Genomic DNA, 17,947 nt, shown 5'->3' on the forward strand with positions numbered 1-17,947 from the left:
GGGCTTTTTCATAGCGTTTGCAGCTTATGGCGCGTAGGTCAGCAGCAGCTCGCTCGGTACCTTGAAATCCAGGGACATCATCACGCTCAGCGCGGTGATGGTGAAGATCGAGAACACGAACAGCTTGCGCGCCCAGACGGTGTCGTCCACCGCCTTGTAGCCGGTCCAGGCCATGTACAGCCAGTACATGCCCATCGCGGCCGCGACGGCCAGGTAGCTCATGCCGGCATACCCGCTGAAGGTCAGCATCAGAGTCGCCACCAGGAACGCCAGGATGTAGAGCAGGATGTGCTTCTTGGCCACCAGGATGCCGCGCTTCACTGGCAGCACCGGAATCGATGCGGCCAGGTAATCGTTGAAGCGGAAGATCGCGATGGCATAGGAATGCGGCATCTGCCACAGGCTGAACATCACCAGCAGGGTCAGCGCGGCCATGTCGAAGCTGTTGCTCACGGCCACGTAGCCGATCACCGGCGGCATCGCCCCCGACAGGCTGCCCACCAGCGTGCCGTGCACCGACTTGCGCTTGAGGTACAGGCTGTAGAAGCCGACGTAGATGACGAAGCCGATCACGGCAAACAGCGCCGCCAGCGGATTGGCCACCTTGTACAACAACGCAACGCCGGCGACACCCAGAAGGGTCGCGTAGACCAGTGCCACTTTCAGGGAGATCAGGCCCTGGACCAGCACACGGTTCTTGGTGCGTTCCATCTTCAGGTCGATGTCACGGTCGATGCAGTTGTTGAACACGCAACCGGAAGCCACCACCAGGGACGTGCCGATCATCGCGGCCAGGAAGATGGCCAGATCGACATGTCCCTTGGAGGCCAGGAAAAAACCGCCCGCCACAGAAAGCACGTTACCGAAAATGATCCCCGGTTTGGTGATTTGGATAAAGTGCTTGAGCGACATCGGGTCTTACCTCACTTCGCCATCATGTAGGTGTGGATGCTGAACATGATCCACAACGACAGACCAACCAGCAGGACGATCACCAGGGCAGCGAAGACGAACGCAATCACGTTGTTACGCTGGGCCTCGGAGCGGTCCAGGTGCAGGAAGTACACCAGGTGAACCAGGACCTGGATCACCGCGAAGGCGAGCACGATCATCAGGGTGATGGACTTCGGCAGGGTCGGGTACATCACCAGGCCGAACGGGATGATCGTCAGGATCACCGACAGGATGAAGCCGATGGCGTACGACTTTACGCTGCCGTGGCCCGCATCATGGCTGTCATGGGAGTGTGCATTAGCCATTACATAGTCCCCATCAGGTAAACAACGGTGAAGACGCAGATCCAGACCACGTCCAGGAAGTGCCAGAACAGGCTCAGGCAGCTCAGGCGGGTCTTGTTGGTTGCGGTCAGGCCGTGCTTGTTGACCTGATACATCATGATCGCCATCCAGATCAGGCCGGCGGTCACGTGCAGACCGTGGGTGCCGACCAGGGTGAAGAACCCGGACAGAAAGCCACTGCGGCTAGGGCCGTAGCCTTCGGAGATCAGCAGGTGGAACTCGTTGATCTCCATGCCGATGAAGCCCAGGCCGAACAGGAAGGTCAGGGCCAGCCAGCCCAGGACCTGCTTCTTGTTGCCCCGGAAGAACGCCAGCATGGCGAAGCCGTAGGTGATCGAACTGAACAGCAGCAAGGCGGTTTCGCCGAGCACGTAAGGCAGTTCGAAGATGTCGTGGCCCGACGGGCCACCCGCTACGTTATTTACCAGTACCGCGTACACCGCGAAGATCGACGCAAACAGAATGCAGTCGGTCATCAGGTAGAGCCAGAAACCGTATACGGTCATCTCGCCCGAGTCGTGGTGATGGTCATCGTGCCCATGGTCATCGACATGGGTGTGTCCAGCATTGGTCACTAAGTTCGACATGGTTTAAGCCTGTTCCAACGAGGTTTCTACACGGTTGGCCGGAATCTTCTTCTCGGCTACCAGGCGAGCGTGCTGCTCGGCTTCGATGCGTTCGATCACGTCGACCGGCACCATGTAGCCTTGATCATCGCGAGCCGCGTGGATCACGAAATAGATCACGGTACCGGCCAGGCTAGCGATCGCCAGCCACCAGATGTGCCAGATCATCGCGAAACCGAAGACGGTCAACAGAGCACCCATCACCAGGCCGGTGGCGGTGTTGTTCGGCATGTGGATCGGTTCATAGCGAGCAGGCTTCTGGTACGCAGTACCGTTTTCCTTGGCTTCGGTGAACGGGTCGATGCCATTGGCCTTCGGCAGTACGGCGAAGTTGTAGAACGGCGGTGGCGACGAAGTCGACCATTCCAGGGTGTGGGCATTCCACGGGTCGCCGGAAACAGTCTGGTTCTGCTTGCGATCACGCACGCTGACGTACAGCTGGATCAGCTGGCAGGCGATACCGATGGCGATCATCACCGCACCGAACATGGCGACGTACAGGTACGGCACCCACTCAGGGTTGGTCGTGGCGTTCAGACGACGGGTCATGCCCATGAAGCCCAGTGCATAGAGCGGCATGAACGCGACGAAGAAGCCCGAGATCCAGAACCAGAATGCAGCCTTGCCCCAGCCTTCGTGCAGCTTGAAGCCGAACGCTTTCGGGAAGTAGAAGCTGAAACCGGCGATGTAGCCGAACACGGCACCACCGATGATCACGTTGTGGAAGTGCGCGATCACGAACAGGCTGTTGTGCAGTACGAAGTCAGCACCCGGGATGGCCAGCAGTACGCCGGTCATGCCGCCGATGGCGAAGGTCACCATGAAGCCCAGGGTCCACAGGACCTGGCTGGTGATACGCAGACGGCCGTGGTAGATGGTGAACAGCCAGTTGAACAGCTTCACCCCCGTCGGGATGGAAATCAGCATGGTCGCCAGGCCGAAGAAGGCGTTGACGCTGGCCCCCGAACCCATGGTGAAGAAGTGGTGCAGCCAGACCATGAAGCCCAGTACCGAGATCGCGCCGGAAGCGTAGATCATCGAGTGGTGGCCGAACAGGCGCTTGCCCGAGAAGGTCGAGATGACTTCGGAGAAGATACCGAACGCCGGCAGGATCAGGATGTACACCTCAGGGTGACCCCAAGCCCAGAACAGGTTCACGTACATCATTGGATTGCCACCAAGTTCATTGGTGAAAATGTGGAAATCCATGTAACGGTCGAGGGTCAGCAGTGCCAGGGTAGCGGTCAGGATCGGGAACGAAGCCACGATCAGCACGTTGGCCCAGGTGCAGGTCCAGGTGAAGATCGGCATGTCCATCATCTTCATGCCCGGGGTACGCATTTTCAGCACGGTGGCCAGGAAGTTGACCCCCGTCAGCGTCGTCCCTAGCCCTGATAGCTGTAGCGCCCAGATGTAGTAGTCGACACCCACGCCCGGACTGTATTGCAGGCCCGACAGCGGCGGATAGGCAACCCAGCCGGTCTTGGCGAATTCGCCGACGCCCAGGGACAGGTTGATCAGCACGACGCCGGAAACCAGCAGCCAGAAGCTCAGGGAGTTGAGGAACGGATAGGCAACGTCACGCGCACCGATCTGCAGCGGCACTGCAAGGTTCATCAGGCCGGTGAAGAAAGGCATCGCCATGAAGATGATCATGATCACACCGTGGGCGGTGAAGATCTGGTCATAGTGTTCAGGAGGCAGGTAGCCCGGCGAACCCTCGGTGGCCATGGCCAGCTGGGTACGCATCATGATCGCGTCGGCGAAGCCGCGCAGGAGCATGACCATGGCGACGATGATGTACATCACGCCGATTTTCTTGTGGTCGACCGAAGTCAGCCATTCGGTCCACAGGTAGGACCATTTCTTGAAGTACGTGATACCCGCGACAAGCGCCAGACCACCGAGGATGATCATGGCAACGGTCACCATGACAATCGGCTCGTGGAACGGTATCGCGTCCAGACTTAATTTACCAAACATCGTTTACTCCTCTGCCCCAGCAGCTGAATGCGAGCTCATGTCAGTCCCTTCCACAGCGGCCACTTCTTTCTTCTCGTGCTTGACCGGTGCGCCTGGTTTCATGCCTTCATACTTGTCGACAATTTTCTGAAACAGGTCCGGCGTGTACGAGGAGTACAGCGCGACAGGGTTGTTCTGGCTTGGCTTGGCAAGGGCTTCGTATTCAGCTTGATCAAGCTGTTTAGGTGCGGCCTTGACTTCGGCTACCCAGGCGTCGAAATCTTCCTGGCTCGTCGAGATCGCTTTGAATTTCATGCCGGTGAAGCCAGCGCCACTGTAGTTAGCGGAGATGCCTTCCATTTCAGCTTTCTGGTTGGCGATCAGGTGCAGCTTGGTCTGCATGCCTGCCATCGCATAGATCTGGCCGCCCAGGGCAGGGATGAAGAACGAGTTCATCACGGCGTCGGAGGTGATCTTGAAGTTCAGCGGAGTGTGCTCCGGGAACCGGATCTGGTTAACAGTGGCGATACCCTGGTCCGGGTAGATGAACAGCCACTTCCAGTCCAGCGCGACCACTTCGATGTTGATCGGCTTGACGTCGGATTCCAGCGGACGATACGGGTCCAGCGCGTGGGTGGACTTGTAGGTCACATAACCCAGGGCAATGATGATGAGGATCGGGACCAGCCACACCGCGATTTCGATCTTGGTGGAGTGCGACCACTTGGGCGCGTAGGTCGCGTTGGTGTTGGACGCGCGGTATTTCCAGGCGAACGCGAAGGTCATCACGATCACCGGAATCACGACCAGCAGCATCAGCAGGGTAGCGGTGATGATCAGGTTTCGCTCATCCAGACCGACCTGTCCCTTCGGGTCGAGCAAGGTCCACTTGCAGCCTCCCAGCATTAACATCATGCCAAGCAGCGGCAAAAAGCCTAGTAATCGGGGGTACCTGTTTTTACTCATCTCACGACCTCTAAAGCAGCTTGCGCCATGCAGTTGGGTTTTGATCGCCAACACTTCACCGTGCCAAGGGTTGGCATTTTTTCTTCGATTGAATAAGGGCCTGCCCGACGCGTTACGCGTTGTTTGACAAATCCTGGGCTAGCAGTGAGTTCTTATTCGAATTCGTGGTCAAAGGCCTTTTACAGACCAATTCCATTTGGTGCGGATATTTGGAAGGTGCCGACACCTGGGGTCGCATGGAGCGTCCAACGCCCCTCGACCGCCGCCGTATGCTCAGGGGTGAGCAGCGCCGGAAATTCAGTGCGGGCGATTGTAGATATGTAGCGTTTTATAAACCATGTCTTATCCCGAAATAATTTTTATCGGCTCGCGCAACAATGCGTGGCGATTATTGCAACGGGTCGCGATCATATCGAGATTCATTCGCAATAAAAAGCCCCAAAAACACCTTCCAGCCAAGTCGAAAAAGGCGCCTTTCACCCGTACAAAATCCACCGATGGCATCGCGCTACCCCTTGTAAAACGAGGGCTGAACCGATTTATTTAGATAGCAGGCTATGCTTGCCTGGCCGTTCACCGCGCCGACACGAACTGACAGACTTTTTTCGCTCCTGGCGCAAGAAAAATCGTCTCGACGTCATCCTCTGAAACACAGCTGCGACATCACCATGTGACAACATGTCGCACTTTTATCGCGCATCCGATTGCCCCATATCACGCCCCCTTCACACATTGTCCTACACGCAAAAAAGCCCCGGCCCCGAACATCGGGACCGGGGCTTTTTGCGCCGGGTCAGGCGCTCTTGCGACGGTTACGAATGATGCCCAGCGGCACCAGCACCAGGGTCAGCACAAAGGCCACCAGCGCCCACTGCGCCAGGGACAGGCCCAGCACCGGCGGGTACGGCGTGGAGCAGAAGCCATCGACCTGGAACCCCAGCGGGAAGACGGTCGCCAGCGGCAGGCTGTCGACGATCGGCTGCAACACATCGATGCCGCAACTGACCGCAGGATGGGCCTGGGTGTAGACGTGATGCCCCGCCACCGCCGCCCCGAACAGCGCGCTGATCACTACCAGCGCTTCCAGCACGGTGAGGCTGCGACGGCTGCGCATGGCCGCGCCGATGAAGGCGAAAATCGCGATCAGCAGAAACGCGTAGCGCTGCAGGATGCACAACGGGCAAGGCGCCTCGCCCAGCACCACCTGCATGTACAGCGCGCCGCCGATCAGCGCCAGGCAGATCACCCCCAGCAACACCAGAAAACGTCGCTCGCGCCCCAAACGCAGTGTGTCGTCAGTCATCCTCAATTCCTTTCTGTCTGTGGCTCAACCCGACGGCAGCGTTTGCAACTGCTGCATCAGGCTGAGGTTGTCTTCGATATGCCAATTGGCGGTGATCCGGCCATCGGCGATCTGATAGATGTCGGTTGCCCGGAAGTCTACACGCTGACCATGACCTTTGAGTGCATTGAAGGTCCCGCTGAAGTGCCCGCGAAAATGCAGGTGCAGCACCACCCGATCCCCGGCCACGATCATCTGCTCGATGTCTGCGCTCAGGTCCGGCACCGCCGTGCGAAAGAACCGCGACGCCAGCAGCGGCCCCGTCGGCCCCTGGACCCGCCCTGCAGGCGGCGTCATATCGACGAAATTCTCCGCCAGCGCGGCCCTGGCCAGGCTTTCATCGCCGCTGTTCCAGAAACTGCCGTAGCGCCGCGCGGCCAGCTCCATGGCTTCACGCTGGGCCTTGGGCAGGCTCTGATCGACGATCAGGGTCTGCGGTTGGAGCAAGGCCGGCTCGGCGAAAACCAGGGGACTGGCGAGCAGGGTCGCGGCCAGGGTGATGCGGGAAATGGCTGAGAGTTGCATGGGATGATCCTGATCAGTGCGAACGAGCGCCTATCATCAGCATCGGGGAATTAACGATAAACAGGTTAAGAACGGATTAACCTTTAAAGGATTTTTACGAGTGCGCCCCTGTAGCCGCTGGCGCAGCCTGCGATCGGTTGCGCAGCGACCGCGAGACCAGGCGACACCGGAGCTCCGGTATACCGCGTCGCCAGGTTTACGGGGCTGTGCCCCGATCGCAGGCTGCGCCAGCGGCTACAAAGAGGCCAGCCTCCGGGCGGAGGCTGGCCGGTGGGGTTACTCCAGCGCCGCGGCCGGGCCGAAGAACTCGTAACGGCTTTGTTTTTCCGGTACGCCCAGGGCCTTGAGGTGGCGCTTGATCGCCGCCATGAAGGCTTTCGGGCCGAGGAAGTAGGCGTCCAGGTCACGCTCCTGCGGCAACCATTCGGCCAGTTGTTCCTGGCTCAGCAGGCCGACCTTGTCCGCCGCCGGGCTGATGCCGTCGTCTTCGGCGTAGCAGTAGAAGCGCTTGAGTTGTGGATGACGCGCGGCCAGGCCGTCGACCCAATCGCGGAACGCATGCACCCCACCGTTGCGCGCGCAGTGGATAAAGTGCACCGGACGCTCGGTGGCCAGCGCGGCTTCAAGCATCGGCAGGGTCGGGGTGATGCCAACGCCACCACTGATCAGCACCAGCGGCTTGTCGCTGTCCGCCAGGGTGAATTCGCCCGCTGGCGGGAACAGCTGGATGCTGGCGCCGATCTGCAGTTGGTCGTGCAGGTAGTTGGAAGCGCGGCCACCGGCCTCGCGCTTGACGCTGATGCGATACTGGCCGGCGTCGGACAGGGCCGACAGCGAGTAGTTGCGGCGGATTTCCTCACCCTCGAGGAACAGCTGCATGCCGATGTACTGACCCGGCTCGGCGGCGAGAATCGGGCCGTTATCCACAGGCTCGAAATAGAACGAGGTGATTTCCGCGCTCTCCTGCTCGCGGCGGACCAGCTTGAACTCCCGCGCACCACGCCAGCCGCCCGGGGCCTGGGCCTTCTGGTCGTAGATCGCGCCTTCGGCACCGATCAGGATGTCCGCCAGCTGGTTATAGGCCGCGCCCCAGGCGCTCATCACCGCCGGCGTGGCGATCTCTTCGCCCAGCACTTCGGAGATGGCGCGCAGCAGGCAGCTGCCGACGATCGGGTAATGCTCCGGCAGGATCTGCAGGGCCACGTGCTTGTTGATGATCTTGGCCACCAGGTCGCCCAACTGGTCGAGCTGGTCGATGTGCCGGGCGTACATCAATACGCCATTGGCCAGGGCCCGTGGCTGGTCGCCGCTGGCCTGGTGCGCCTGGTTGAACAGTGGGCGCACTTGCGGATACTCGCAGAGCATCATCCGGTAGAAGTGGGTGATCAGGGCTTCGCCACCGCTTTCCAGCAACGGAACGGTGGATTTGATGATGGCACGATCTTCGACGCTAAGCATAAGTACAACTCCTGAGCTTTCTGACTACTTGCAGGTTGCCCTTTACCAATCAGTTTTCGTGCCAACAATAAAAACCATACAAATCAATTACTTGAAATATTTGTAGTCATATCGACAAAGCCGCATTTATAGTCATTAAGACCATACGGAGTCATTATGACCGCAAAATCCCTGCTCACCGCCTTGTTGCCCCTGGTCTCCGACCTGTCCCGCGAACTGCCCGAAGGCGAGCGCTACCGCCGCCTGCTGGAAGCCATGCGCGCCCTGCTGCCCTGCGACGCCGCCGCGCTGCTGCGCCTGGATGGCGAATGGCTGGTGCCGCTGGCGGTGGACGGCTTGAGCACCGACACCCTGGGCCGACGCTTCAAGGTCAGCGAACACCCGCGTTTCGCCGCCCTGCTCAGCCACCCCGGCCCTACCCGCTTCGCCAGCGACAGCGAGTTGCCGGACCCTTACGACGGCCTGGTGGATGGCCTGCACGAACACCTGGAAGTCCACGACTGCATGGGCTGCCCGCTGTTTATCGACGAGCGCCCCTGGGGCCTGCTGACCCTGGATGCCCTCGACCCGCAGCGCTTCGAACCCATCGAGCTGGATGCCCTGCAGGCGTTCGCCAGCCTGGCGGCGGCCACCGTCAACGCCGCCGAGCGCATCGAGCGCCTGGCCCTGCGCGCCGAAGACGAACACCAGCGCGCCGAGGTCTATCGCCAGGCCAGCGGCCAGAACCGCGAGATGATCGGCCAGAGCAAAGCCCACAAACGCCTGCTGGAGGAAATCGGCCTGGTCGGCGGCAGCGACCTGACGGTACTGATCACCGGTGAAACCGGGGTCGGCAAGGAACTGGTGGCCCAGGCCATCCACGCCGCCTCGCCCCGGGCCGACAAACCGATCATCAGCCTCAACTGCGCCGCCCTGCCCGACACCCTGGTGGAAAGCGAACTGTTCGGCCATGTGCGGGGCGCCTTTACCGGCGCCACCAACGACCGCCGCGGCAAATTCGAGCTGGCCAATGGCGGCACGCTATTTCTCGATGAAGTGGGCGAGTTGTCGCTGACCGTGCAGGCCAAGCTGCTGCGCGTGCTGCAAAGCGGCCAGTTGCAACGCCTGGGGTCGGACCAGGAACATCAGGTCGACGTGCGGCTGATCGCCGCCACCAACCGCGACCTGGCCGAAGAAGTGCGCAGCGGCCGCTATCGCGCGGACTTCTATCACCGCCTCAGCGTCTACCCGCTGCTGGTGCCGGCCCTGCGCGACCGCGGCCGCGATGTGCTACTGCTCAGCGGCTACTTCCTCGAACAGAATCGCTCGCGCATGGGCCTGGGCAGCCTGCGCCTGACCAGCGATGCCCAGGCGGCGCTGCTGGCCTACGCCTGGCCGGGCAACGTGCGTGAGCTGGAACACCTGATCGGCCGCAGCGCCCTCAAGGCCCTGGGCAATTGCCGCGAACGACCGAAGATCCTCAGCCTGAGCGCCGCCGACCTGGACCTGCCGGACGCCTCGGCGCCGCTCACGCCCCAGCCCCCGGCTGCGACGACCATGGCCGACCTTCCCGGCACCGGCGATCTACGGCAGGCCACCGAAAACTACCAGCGCCAACTGATCAGTGCCTGCCTTGAGCGCCACCAGCACAACTGGGCCAGCGCCGCCCGCGAGCTGGGCCTGGACCGCGCCAACCTGGGGCGCATGGCCAAGAGGCTAGGCTTGAAGTGACTCACCTGTAGCCGCCGAAGGCTGCGATCGGCTTAGGCGGCATTGCCACGAAACGGCCATGAACCCGATACATGAGGTGTGACCGAAACGACGCAGTGGCTGATCTTGCGAGGACTGCGTCCTCGATCGCAGCCTTCGGCAGCGGCTACGGATTGCGCGGGTCGCGGATATTGGGATTAAGCCTAAAGCCAGCCCTTTGCACGTCGATAACCCGTTATCGCTAGCTGTTCGCGACCCATGGCGCGAACCACCTTTTTTCCACAGAAGGTTTTTATGTCTTCCAACAAAGCCCGCGCAGACTCTCTTTCGCTTCTGCTGTTCACCTTGCGCAGCGGCAAGCTGATGGCGATCAACCTGCTCAAAGTCAGTGAAATCATTCCCTGCCCACCGCTGACCAAACTGCCGGAATCGCACCCGCACGTGAAAGGCATCGCCACCCTGCGCGGCAATTCGCTGTCGGTCATCGACCTGAGCCGGGCCATCGGCGAACGGCCGCTGGAAGACCCGGAGGGCGGCTGCCTGATCGTCACCGACGTCAGCCGTTCCAAGCAGGGCCTGCATGTGCAGGCGGTGAGCAAGATCGTGCATTGCCTGACCACCGATATCCGCCCGCCGCCCTATGGCTCCGGCGGGGTCAAGTCCTACATCACCGGGGTCACCCAGGTCGACGGCACCCTGGTGCAGGTGCTGGACATCGAGAAAGTCATCCATGGCATCGCCCCGGCGCAGATCGAAACCGCGCCGACCGAGCTGAGCATGCAAGACGCCGAACTGCTGGGTAACGCGCGGATCCTGGTGGTCGACGATAGCCAGGTGGCCCTGCAGCAGTCGGTGCATACCCTGCGTAACCTCGGCCTGCAATGCCACACCGCGCGCAGCGCCAAGGAGGCCATCGACTGCCTGCTGGACCTGCAAGGCACCGCCCAGGAGATCAACCTGATCGTCTCGGACATCGAGATGTCGGAGATGGACGGTTACGCCCTGACCCGCACCCTGCGCGAGACCCCGGACTTCGCCCACCTCTACGTCTTGCTGCATACCTCGCTGGACAGCGCCATGAACGCGGAAAAGGCCCGCCTGGCCGGCGCCAACGCGGTGCTGACCAAGTTCTCCTCGCCGGACCTGACCCGCTGCCTGATCGAAGCGGCCCGTCACGTCGCCGCCCAGAGCGCCTGAGCCGTGGCCGACGACTACTGCCTGCTGATGCGCCGCGACCTGACCGGGCAAGCGATACCCGCCAACTGGCCCACCGCCTTCAGCCTCGGCAGCTATCGACCGGAGCTGGCCGCAGCGGTGCATGGCCTGATGCACCTCGGCTACCAGCACGGCGGCGGGCACGTACCGGAGCTGGACAGCTGGCGCCAGCGTTTCGAAAGCGACGCCGAATACGACCCGCAACTGTGCCTGGTGGCGCAGGATGCCGAGGGCGTCGTCGGGGTGATCCAGTGCTGGACCAGTGCCTATATCAAGGATCTGGTGGTGCATCCGCGGGTCCGCCGCCAGGGCCTGGGACGGGCCTTGCTGCTGCAGGCCTTCGAGGTCTTCCGCCAGCGCCGCGAAGCCTTTGTCGACCTGCGGGTGCTGGAAGACAACCAGCGAGCCCGCGGGCTGTACGACAGCGTCGGCATGCGGGTGATCCGCCGTGAGCAGGTTCCCCACACGCCGCTGTAACCGGTAGCCGCTGCCGCAGCACCTGCTGCAATCCCTGTAGCCGCTGCCGCAGGCTGCGATAAGGTCCGCAGGACCTTCAGCGACTTCAAGATCGCCGCGGCCGTTCCGGCCGATCGTCCGAACGCGGCCCGAGCCTGCGGCAGCGGCTACAGCGATTTTCATTGTCGGCGCCTCAGGCATACTCCCGCGCACACTCGTGAACGAAGGAGCGCCCTGCCATGAAAGCCCTGTCCCTGAGCTTCGCCTGCCTCACCGCCCTCCTCGCCAGCCAGGCCCAGGCCTCCAGCCCGGACGCCTGGGCGACCTTCGACAAGCAGGTACGGGCCAGTTGCACCAAGGCCAGCCAGTTGAAGAATGTCAAAGTGCTGGGCAACGCCGCGCAGTTCGACGACCGGGTCGGCTACAGCGCGTTGCTGCTTCAGGGCCAGTACCCGCAAAAACACATGAAGGGCCAGATTGGCGTGGAACTGTGCCTGTACGACAAACAGCGCAAGAGCGCCCATGTCACCGAATGGGATTCGATCCGTCCCGCCCTCGAGGCCAAGGGCCGGTGACTGGCGCATAACTTGCTTCGAGAGCGCTATTTAGAGGGCGATGTGAGTCATTCCGTCGCCGCTTCCGCCTTTCGACTATGGCTGCCGGCTCAATGAATACTCGTTTTTCCTGCGTAGGCTGCGGCAAGTGCTGCAACGATCACCACGTTCCCCTGACCCTCGGCGAAGCCCGCCAGTGGGCGCTGGATGGCGGCCAGGTGATCGTGCTGGTGGAAGGCTTCCTGAGCAATGGCCTGGGGCTGCCGGCCCAGCAGCGTGAGCACGCCGAACGGCGTTCCTGCGTGGTGCCCAGCGGCAATGCCCAGGCCCACGTGGCGATCACCTTCGCCGCCTACAACGTCGGCCCCTGCCGGAATCTTGACGAAGACCAGCTGTGCCGGATCTATGAACGCCGGCCGCTGGTGTGCCGCATCTACCCGATGGAAATCAATCCGCACATCCCGCTCAATCCGGCGGTCAAGGATTGCCCGCCCGAATCCTGGGAAAAAGGCCCGCAGCTGATTGTCGGCGGTGAGCTGGTGGACCAGGAACTGGCCGAACTGATCCAGCGCTCGCGCCAGGCCGACCGCGACGATATCCACAGCAAACAAGCCATCTGCCAACTGCTGGGCATTCACACCACCGCCCTCAAGGGCGACGGCTTTACCGCCTACCTGCCGGACATGGCCGCCCTGGCCGAAGCCATCGAGCGGGTCCAGGCGCAACCGCTGGCGGCGCCGACCGGCGAGTGGCTGTTCCATGTATCCGGTGAAGACATTGCCGGGCAAGTGCAGGACGCCGGCGCCCAGGTGGTGACCGAGGCGCCGCTCACCTACGCCTTCATTTCCCTGCGGGCAGCATGAAGCCCTGCCGCTGACCCGCAGAGTCTCCGGTGTCCGTCAAATCGTTGCGAGCGCGCCGCTCGTACGCAGCCTGCGGCAGCGGCTACACGGATTGGGATATCGCGGCATTCGCGGAACTTGTAGCCGCTGCCACAGGCTGCGATAAGGCCGAAGGCCTTCGGCGATCTTAAGGTCGTGCGCCCGCTTCGCGGTCGATCGTCCGAACGCGGCCCAAGCCTTCGGCAGCGGCTACAGAAGCTTGGACTCAGCGCTTGCCCATCGAGCGGCGGGTGCCGGGTGGCGCCGCGCCTGGGGTCTTGGTGTGGCCGTTGGTGGCGCCGTTCTTGTACCAGGGTTGCTGGGCATTCTTGGCCTGGGCGAACTCGGACGGCTTGAACGGAAACTTGAACGGCGCGATCGCCGGCTTGCCTTCGCCAGGCGCGCTGGCGTCATCGACCTGGTCGGCGCTGGGCGCGTCGGACACAGGCGGTTGTGCTGGGGTAGTCATGGAAGCTCCGGGTGAAAAGCAAAGGCCGGGCCCGGGGAAGCGGGCCGCGAAGGCCGGCAGTATACCCGCGTTGCGGATCGTTGAGCGGCCGCGACCGTCATCGGCCAAAGGTCATCGGTCGGCCTTTGCTGACAGCGCTGTCAGGCAGGCGTCACGTTGCTGACCGGGTCGGCCGGCTATAAAGGGGCCATCGATTCTGGCCATCCTCCCGTCCCCCTTGCCCCCCGGCGCTGGCGTCCATGCGTAATCGAAAAACAACCCTTGTGCTCGCAGGCGTGCTCACCGTTCTCGCCGCCGCTGGCCTGTGGTACCTGCTCAAGCCACCCAGCACCAAGCTGGCGGCGCCGACCGCGGTGCCGGTGCGGGTGATCAGCGTCGCCCAGCAGGATGTACCGCGGCATGTCAGTGGCATCGGCTCGGTGCTTTCGCTGCACAACGTGGTGATTCGCCCCCAGGTGGACGGCATCCTCACCCGGCTGCTGGTCAAGGAAGGCCAGTTGGTCAAGGCCGGCGACCTGCTGGCAACCATCGACGACCGCTCAATCCGCGCCAGCCTCGATCAGGCCCGGGCGCAACTGGCGGAAAACCAGGCGCAACTGCAAGTGGCCCAGGTCAACCTCAAGCGTTACAAGCTGCTGTCGGTGGATGATGGCGTGTCCAAGCAGACCTACGACCAGCAGCAGGCGCTGGTCAACCAGCTCAAGGCCAGCGTCCAGGGCAACCAGGCCGCCATCGATGCGGCGCAGGTGCAGCTGTCCTATACCCAGATCCGCTCGCCGGTGTCCGGCCGCGTCGGCATCCGCACCGTCGACGAAGGCAATTTCCTGCGCACCAGCGATACCCAGGGCCTGTTCTCGGTGACCCAGATCGACCCGATCGCGGTCGAGTTTTCCTTGCCGCAACAGATGCTGCCGACCCTGCAGGGGCTGCTGGTCGCCGAGCACCCGGCCTCGGTGGACGCCTACCTGGGTGCCGATACCGACTCCGACACGGGCGAGCGCTTGGGCGAAGGCCACCTGAGCCTGATCGACAACCAGATCGACACCAACACCGGGACCATCCGCGCCAAGGCCGAATTCAGCAACCCCGGGCAAAAGCTCTGGCCCGGCCAACTGGTGACCATCAAGATCCGGACCGCCGTGGAAAAAGCCGCCCTGGTGGTACCGCCCGGCGTGGTGCAGCGCGGCCTGGACAAACACTTCGTGTATCGGGTCAAGGACGACAAGGTGGAAATCGTCCCGGTGCAGATGGTCTATCAGGACAGCGGCCAGAACATCATCAAGGGCGTGCAGGCCGGCGACCTGCTGGTCAGTGACGGCCAGTCGCGGCTCAAGGCCGGCTCACATATCGAAGTGCTCAGCGAACCGTCGCAACAGATCCAGGCGGCGAACGCGGAGCCACAGCCATGAAGGGCCACGGCTCGATATCCGCCTGGTGCGTCGACCATCCGGTCGCCACCCTGCTGCTGACCTTCGCCCTGGTGCTGCTGGGCGCCATCGCCTTTCCCCGGCTGCCCATAGCGCCGCTGCCGGAGGCCGAGTTCCCGACCATCCAGGTCACCGCGCAACTGCCCGGCGCCAGCCCGGAAACCATGGCGTCCTCGGTGGCCACACCGCTGGAGGTGCAGTTCAGTGCCATCCCCGGCATGACCCAGATGACCTCCAGCAGCGCCCTGGGCTCGACCAACCTGACCCTGCAATTCACCCTCGACAAGAGCATCGACACCGCCGCCCAGGAAGTACAGGCGGCGATCAACACCGCCTCGGGCAAGCTGCCCAACGACATGCCGAGCCTGCCCACCTGGCGCAAGGTCAACCCGGCGGACAGCCCGGTGCTGATCCTCAGCATCAGTTCCACGCAGATGCCCGGCACTGAACTGAGCGACTACGTGGAAACCCTGCTGGCCCGGCAGATCAGCCAGATCGACGGTGTCGGCCTGATCAACATCACCGGCCAGCAACGCCCGGCGATCCGCGTCCAGGCCTCGCCCGACCGGCTGGCGGCCATCGGCCTGACCCTGGCCGATATCCGCGTCGCCCTGCAGCAGGCCAGCCTCAACCTGGCCAAGGGCGCGCTGTATGGCGAGTCGAGCATCTCGACCCTGTCGACCAACGACCAGCTGTTCCATCCCGAGGACTACGGCCAGTTGATCGTCTCCTACAAGAACGGCGCGCCGGTGCAGCTCAAGGACGTCGCCCGGGTCATCAGCGGCCCGGAAAACGCCTACGTGCAGGCCTGGTCCAACGACCAGCCGGGGCTCAACCTGGTGATCTTCCGCCAGCCGGGGGCCAACATCGTCGACACCGTGGACCGCATCCAGGGCGAGTTGCCGCGCCTGGAGGCCATGCTGCCGGCCTCGATGGACGTGACCGTGCTCTCGGACCGCACCAAGACCATCCGCGCGTCCTTGCATGAAGTGGAAATCACCCTGCTGATCGCGGTGCTGCTGGTGGTGGCGGTGATGGCGCTGTTCCTGCGCCAGCTGTCGGCGACGCTGATCGTCTCCAGCGTGCTCGGGGTGTCGCTGGTGGCCAGTTTCGCGCTGATGTATGTGATGGGTTTCAGCCTGAACAACCTGACCCTGGTGGCCATCGTGATCTCGGTGGGCTTCGTGGTCGACGACGCGATTGTCGTGGTGGAGAACATCCATCGCCATCTGGAAGCCGGCGATGGCATGCGCGAGGCGGCGATCAAGGGCGCCGGCGAAATCGGCTTCACTGTGGTGTCCATCAGCTTCTCGCTGATCGCCGCGTTCATTCCCCTGCTGTTCATGGGCGGCGTGGTCGGGCGGCTGTTCAAGGAATTCGCCCTGACCGCCACCTCGACCATCCTGATTTCGGTGGTGGTGTCGCTGACCCTGGCGCCGACCCTGGCGGCGCTGTTCATGCGCGCGCCGACTGATCATCCCCACGATCGCCCGGGCTTCGGCGAACGCCTGCTGGCACTCTACGAGCGTGGGCTGAGCCGAGCCCTGGCCCATCAACGGCTGATGCTCGGCCTGTTCGGCCTGACCCTGGGCCTGGCCATCGCCGGCTATGTTTTCATTCCCAAGGGTTTCTTCCCGGTCCAGGACACCGGCTTCGTGCTCGGCACCAGCGAAGCGGCGGCCGACATCTCCTACCCGGACATGGTGGCAAAGCACCTGGCCCTGGCGAAGATCCTCGGCGCCGACCCGGCGGTGGAAACCTTCTCCCACTCGGTGGGCGTCACCGGCAACAACCAGACCATCGCCAACGGCCGCTTCTGGATCGCCCTCAAGGACCGCGGCCAGCGGGACGTCTCCGCCAGCCAGTTCATCGACCGCATTCGCCCGCAGTTGGCCAAGGTCCCGGGCATCGTCCTGTACCTGCGGGCCGGCCAGGACATCAACCTCAGCTCCGGGCCGAGCCGCAGCCAGTACCAGTACGTGCTCAAGAGCAACGACGGGCCGACGCTGAATACCTGGACCCAGCGCCTGACGGAAAAACTGCGGGCCAACCCGGCCTTTCGCGACCTGTCCAACGACCTGCAACTGGGCGGCAGCATCACCCATATCAGCATCGACCGCAGCGCCGCGGCGCGTTTCGGCCTGACCGCCACCGATGTCGACGAAGCGCTCTACGACGCCTTCGGCCAGCGCCAGGTCAACGAGTTCCAGACCGAGACCAACCAGTACAACGTGATCCTCGAACTGGACGCCCGGCAGCGCGGCAAGGCCGAGAGCCTGAATTACTTCTACCTGCGCTCGCCCCTGAGCAGCGAGATGGTGCCGCTGTCGGCGCTGGCCAAGGTCGACCCGCCCACCGTCGGCCCGTTATCCATCGCCCACGACGGCATGTTCCCGGCCGCCAACCTGTCGTTCAACCTGGCCCCCGGCGTGGCCCTGGGCGACGCGGTGATCATGCTCGACCAGGCGAAAAACCAGATCGGCATGCCCGCCTCCATCGCCGGCAATTTCCAGGGCGCGGCCCAGGCCTTCCAGAGTTCCCTGGCCAGCCAGCCGTGGCTGATCCTCGCGGCGCTGGTGGCGGTGTACATCATCCTCGGCGTGCTCTACGAGAGCTTCGTCCACCCGCTGACGATCATTTCCACCTTGCCCTCGGCCGGCCTTGGCGCGCTGATCATGCTCTGGCTGCTGGGCCAGGATTTCTCGATCATGGCCCTGATCGGCCTGGTGCTGCTGATCGGCATCGTCAAGAAAAACGGCATCCTGATGATCGACTTCGCCCTCGAAGCCCAGCGCCAGGGCGGGCTGTCGCCGCAGGAGGCGATCTACCAGGCCTGTATCACCCGTTTCCGGCCGATCATCATGACCACCCTCGCCGCTTTGCTCGGCGCCTTGCCGCTGATGCTCGGCTATGGCGCCGGCGCCGAGCTGCGCCAGCCGCTGGGGATCGCCGTGGTCGGTGGCCTGCTGGTGAGCCAGGCGCTGACGCTGTTCACCACTCCGGTCATATACTTGTGGCTCGAGCGGCTATTCCATCGGCCCACACCAGCGCCAGCGCTGGCAAGCACATCCTGAGGCGG

At 62.9% G+C, this 17,947-nt stretch carries 16 protein-coding genes; 7 read left to right on the plus strand and 9 right to left on the minus strand.

Annotation, left to right across the window (positions count from 1 at the left end; translation table 11 throughout):
- Positions 1–24 precede the first annotated feature (24 nt).
- The 8 genes from cyoE to hmpA form a co-directional block, all read right to left on the minus strand.
- Positions 25–912 (minus strand): heme o synthase, encoded by an 888-nt coding sequence (gene cyoE, locus CXQ81_RS26780; protein ID WP_007929705.1) that lies wholly within the window; start codon positions 910–912, stop codon positions 25–27.
- Between the two features lie 11 nt (positions 913–923).
- Positions 924–1,259, minus strand: coding sequence for a cytochrome o ubiquinol oxidase subunit IV (gene cyoD / locus CXQ81_RS26785; protein WP_007929704.1), 336 nt, complete (start codon positions 1,257–1,259; stop codon positions 924–926).
- Positions 1,259–1,885 (minus strand): cytochrome o ubiquinol oxidase subunit III, encoded by a 627-nt coding sequence (locus tag CXQ81_RS26790; RefSeq protein ID WP_007929702.1) that lies wholly within the window; start codon positions 1,883–1,885, stop codon positions 1,259–1,261. Before CXQ81_RS26790 ends, cyoD begins: the two co-directional genes overlap by 1 nt.
- Before the next feature lie 3 nt (positions 1,886–1,888).
- A complete protein-coding gene (cyoB, locus tag CXQ81_RS26795; protein WP_007929700.1) occupies positions 1,889–3,907 on the minus strand; it encodes a cytochrome o ubiquinol oxidase subunit I in 2,019 nt (672 codons plus the stop codon).
- A 3-nt stretch (positions 3,908–3,910) separates the two neighbouring features.
- Entirely contained in the window at positions 3,911–4,852 is a 942-nt protein-coding gene (gene cyoA / locus CXQ81_RS26800; RefSeq protein ID WP_007929698.1) for a ubiquinol oxidase subunit II, read from the minus strand.
- A gap of 793 nt (positions 4,853–5,645) precedes the next feature.
- Positions 5,646–6,155, minus strand: coding sequence for a disulfide bond formation protein B (locus tag CXQ81_RS26810; protein ID WP_007929696.1), 510 nt, complete (start codon positions 6,153–6,155; stop codon positions 5,646–5,648).
- A 24-nt stretch (positions 6,156–6,179) separates the two neighbouring features.
- Positions 6,180–6,719 carry an ester cyclase gene (locus CXQ81_RS26815; protein WP_101339012.1) on the minus strand — a complete coding sequence of 180 codons (540 nt, stop codon included), beginning with the start codon at positions 6,717–6,719 and terminating at the stop codon, positions 6,180–6,182.
- 276 nt (positions 6,720–6,995) lie between these two features.
- A complete protein-coding gene (hmpA, locus tag CXQ81_RS26820; protein WP_101339013.1) occupies positions 6,996–8,177 on the minus strand; it encodes an NO-inducible flavohemoprotein in 1,182 nt (393 codons plus the stop codon).
- A 156-nt stretch (positions 8,178–8,333) separates the two neighbouring features.
- Here hmpA and norR point away from each other — a divergent pair, with 156 nt between their 5' ends.
- The 5 genes from norR (at position 8,334) to CXQ81_RS26845 (ending at position 12,954) form a co-directional block, all read left to right on the plus strand.
- Complete coding sequence (norR, locus tag CXQ81_RS26825) at positions 8,334–9,887, plus strand: nitric oxide reductase transcriptional regulator NorR (protein WP_101339014.1); 1,554 nt, start codon at positions 8,334–8,336, stop codon at positions 9,885–9,887.
- A 273-nt stretch (positions 9,888–10,160) separates the two neighbouring features.
- On the plus strand, positions 10,161–11,063 hold the full coding sequence (locus tag CXQ81_RS26830) for a chemotaxis protein CheV (protein ID WP_009045497.1): 903 nt from the start codon (positions 10,161–10,163) through the stop codon (positions 11,061–11,063).
- Between the two features lie 3 nt (positions 11,064–11,066).
- Positions 11,067–11,558, plus strand: a complete 492-nt coding sequence (locus tag CXQ81_RS26835) for an N-acetyltransferase (protein ID WP_101339015.1) — start codon at positions 11,067–11,069, stop codon at positions 11,556–11,558.
- Between the two features lie 218 nt (positions 11,559–11,776).
- Positions 11,777–12,112, plus strand: a complete 336-nt coding sequence (locus CXQ81_RS26840; protein ID WP_101339016.1) for a hypothetical protein — start codon at positions 11,777–11,779, stop codon at positions 12,110–12,112.
- Positions 12,113–12,204: 92 nt separating this feature from the next.
- Positions 12,205–12,954 (plus strand): YkgJ family cysteine cluster protein, encoded by a 750-nt coding sequence (locus tag CXQ81_RS26845; protein ID WP_101339017.1) that lies wholly within the window; start codon positions 12,205–12,207, stop codon positions 12,952–12,954.
- A 244-nt stretch (positions 12,955–13,198) separates the two neighbouring features.
- Here the strand turns inward: CXQ81_RS26845 and CXQ81_RS26850 are convergent, their stop codons facing one another.
- Entirely contained in the window at positions 13,199–13,441 is a 243-nt protein-coding gene (locus CXQ81_RS26850; protein WP_007922116.1) for a hypothetical protein, read from the minus strand.
- Positions 13,442–13,680: 239 nt separating this feature from the next.
- Between CXQ81_RS26850 and CXQ81_RS26855 the strand changes: the two genes are divergently transcribed.
- Together CXQ81_RS26855 and CXQ81_RS26860 are read left to right on the plus strand one after the other, a co-directional pair.
- Positions 13,681–14,850, plus strand: coding sequence for an efflux RND transporter periplasmic adaptor subunit (locus tag CXQ81_RS26855; RefSeq protein WP_101339018.1), 1,170 nt, complete (start codon positions 13,681–13,683; stop codon positions 14,848–14,850).
- Positions 14,847–17,942 (plus strand): multidrug efflux RND transporter permease subunit, encoded by a 3,096-nt coding sequence (locus tag CXQ81_RS26860; RefSeq protein ID WP_101339019.1) that lies wholly within the window; start codon positions 14,847–14,849, stop codon positions 17,940–17,942. The genes CXQ81_RS26855 and CXQ81_RS26860 overlap by 4 nt, the downstream gene beginning before the upstream one ends.
- Positions 17,943–17,947: the final 5 nt, after the last annotated feature.

Origin of the sequence: Pseudomonas sp. 09C 129 (assembly GCF_002843625.1) — a bacterium.
In the GTDB taxonomy this organism is placed as follows: domain Bacteria; phylum Pseudomonadota; class Gammaproteobacteria; order Pseudomonadales; family Pseudomonadaceae; genus Aquipseudomonas; species Aquipseudomonas chlororaphis.

Coding starts and splice junctions, on each gene's coding strand:
- cyoE (WP_007929705.1), bottom strand. CDS start 912: ATGTCGCTCAAGCACTTTATCCAAATCACCAAACCGGGGATCATTTTC.
- cyoD (WP_007929704.1), bottom strand. CDS start 1,259: ATGGCTAATGCACACTCCCATGACAGCCATGATGCGGGCCACGGCAGC.
- CXQ81_RS26790 (WP_007929702.1), bottom strand. CDS start 1,885: ATGTCGAACTTAGTGACCAATGCTGGACACACCCATGTCGATGACCAT.
- cyoB (WP_007929700.1), bottom strand. CDS start 3,907: ATGTTTGGTAAATTAAGTCTGGACGCGATACCGTTCCACGAGCCGATT.
- cyoA (WP_007929698.1), bottom strand. CDS start 4,852: ATGAGTAAAAACAGGTACCCCCGATTACTAGGCTTTTTGCCGCTGCTT.
- CXQ81_RS26810 (WP_007929696.1), bottom strand. CDS start 6,155: ATGACTGACGACACACTGCGTTTGGGGCGCGAGCGACGTTTTCTGGTG.
- CXQ81_RS26815 (WP_101339012.1), bottom strand. CDS start 6,719: ATGCAACTCTCAGCCATTTCCCGCATCACCCTGGCCGCGACCCTGCTC.
- hmpA (WP_101339013.1), bottom strand. CDS start 8,177: ATGCTTAGCGTCGAAGATCGTGCCATCATCAAATCCACCGTTCCGTTG.
- norR (WP_101339014.1), top strand. CDS start 8,334: ATGACCGCAAAATCCCTGCTCACCGCCTTGTTGCCCCTGGTCTCCGAC.
- CXQ81_RS26830 (WP_009045497.1), top strand. CDS start 10,161: ATGTCTTCCAACAAAGCCCGCGCAGACTCTCTTTCGCTTCTGCTGTTC.
- CXQ81_RS26840 (WP_101339016.1), top strand. CDS start 11,777: ATGAAAGCCCTGTCCCTGAGCTTCGCCTGCCTCACCGCCCTCCTCGCC.
- CXQ81_RS26845 (WP_101339017.1), top strand. CDS start 12,205: ATGAATACTCGTTTTTCCTGCGTAGGCTGCGGCAAGTGCTGCAACGAT.
- CXQ81_RS26850 (WP_007922116.1), bottom strand. CDS start 13,441: ATGACTACCCCAGCACAACCGCCTGTGTCCGACGCGCCCAGCGCCGAC.
- CXQ81_RS26855 (WP_101339018.1), top strand. CDS start 13,681: ATGCGTAATCGAAAAACAACCCTTGTGCTCGCAGGCGTGCTCACCGTT.
- CXQ81_RS26860 (WP_101339019.1), top strand. CDS start 14,847: ATGAAGGGCCACGGCTCGATATCCGCCTGGTGCGTCGACCATCCGGTC.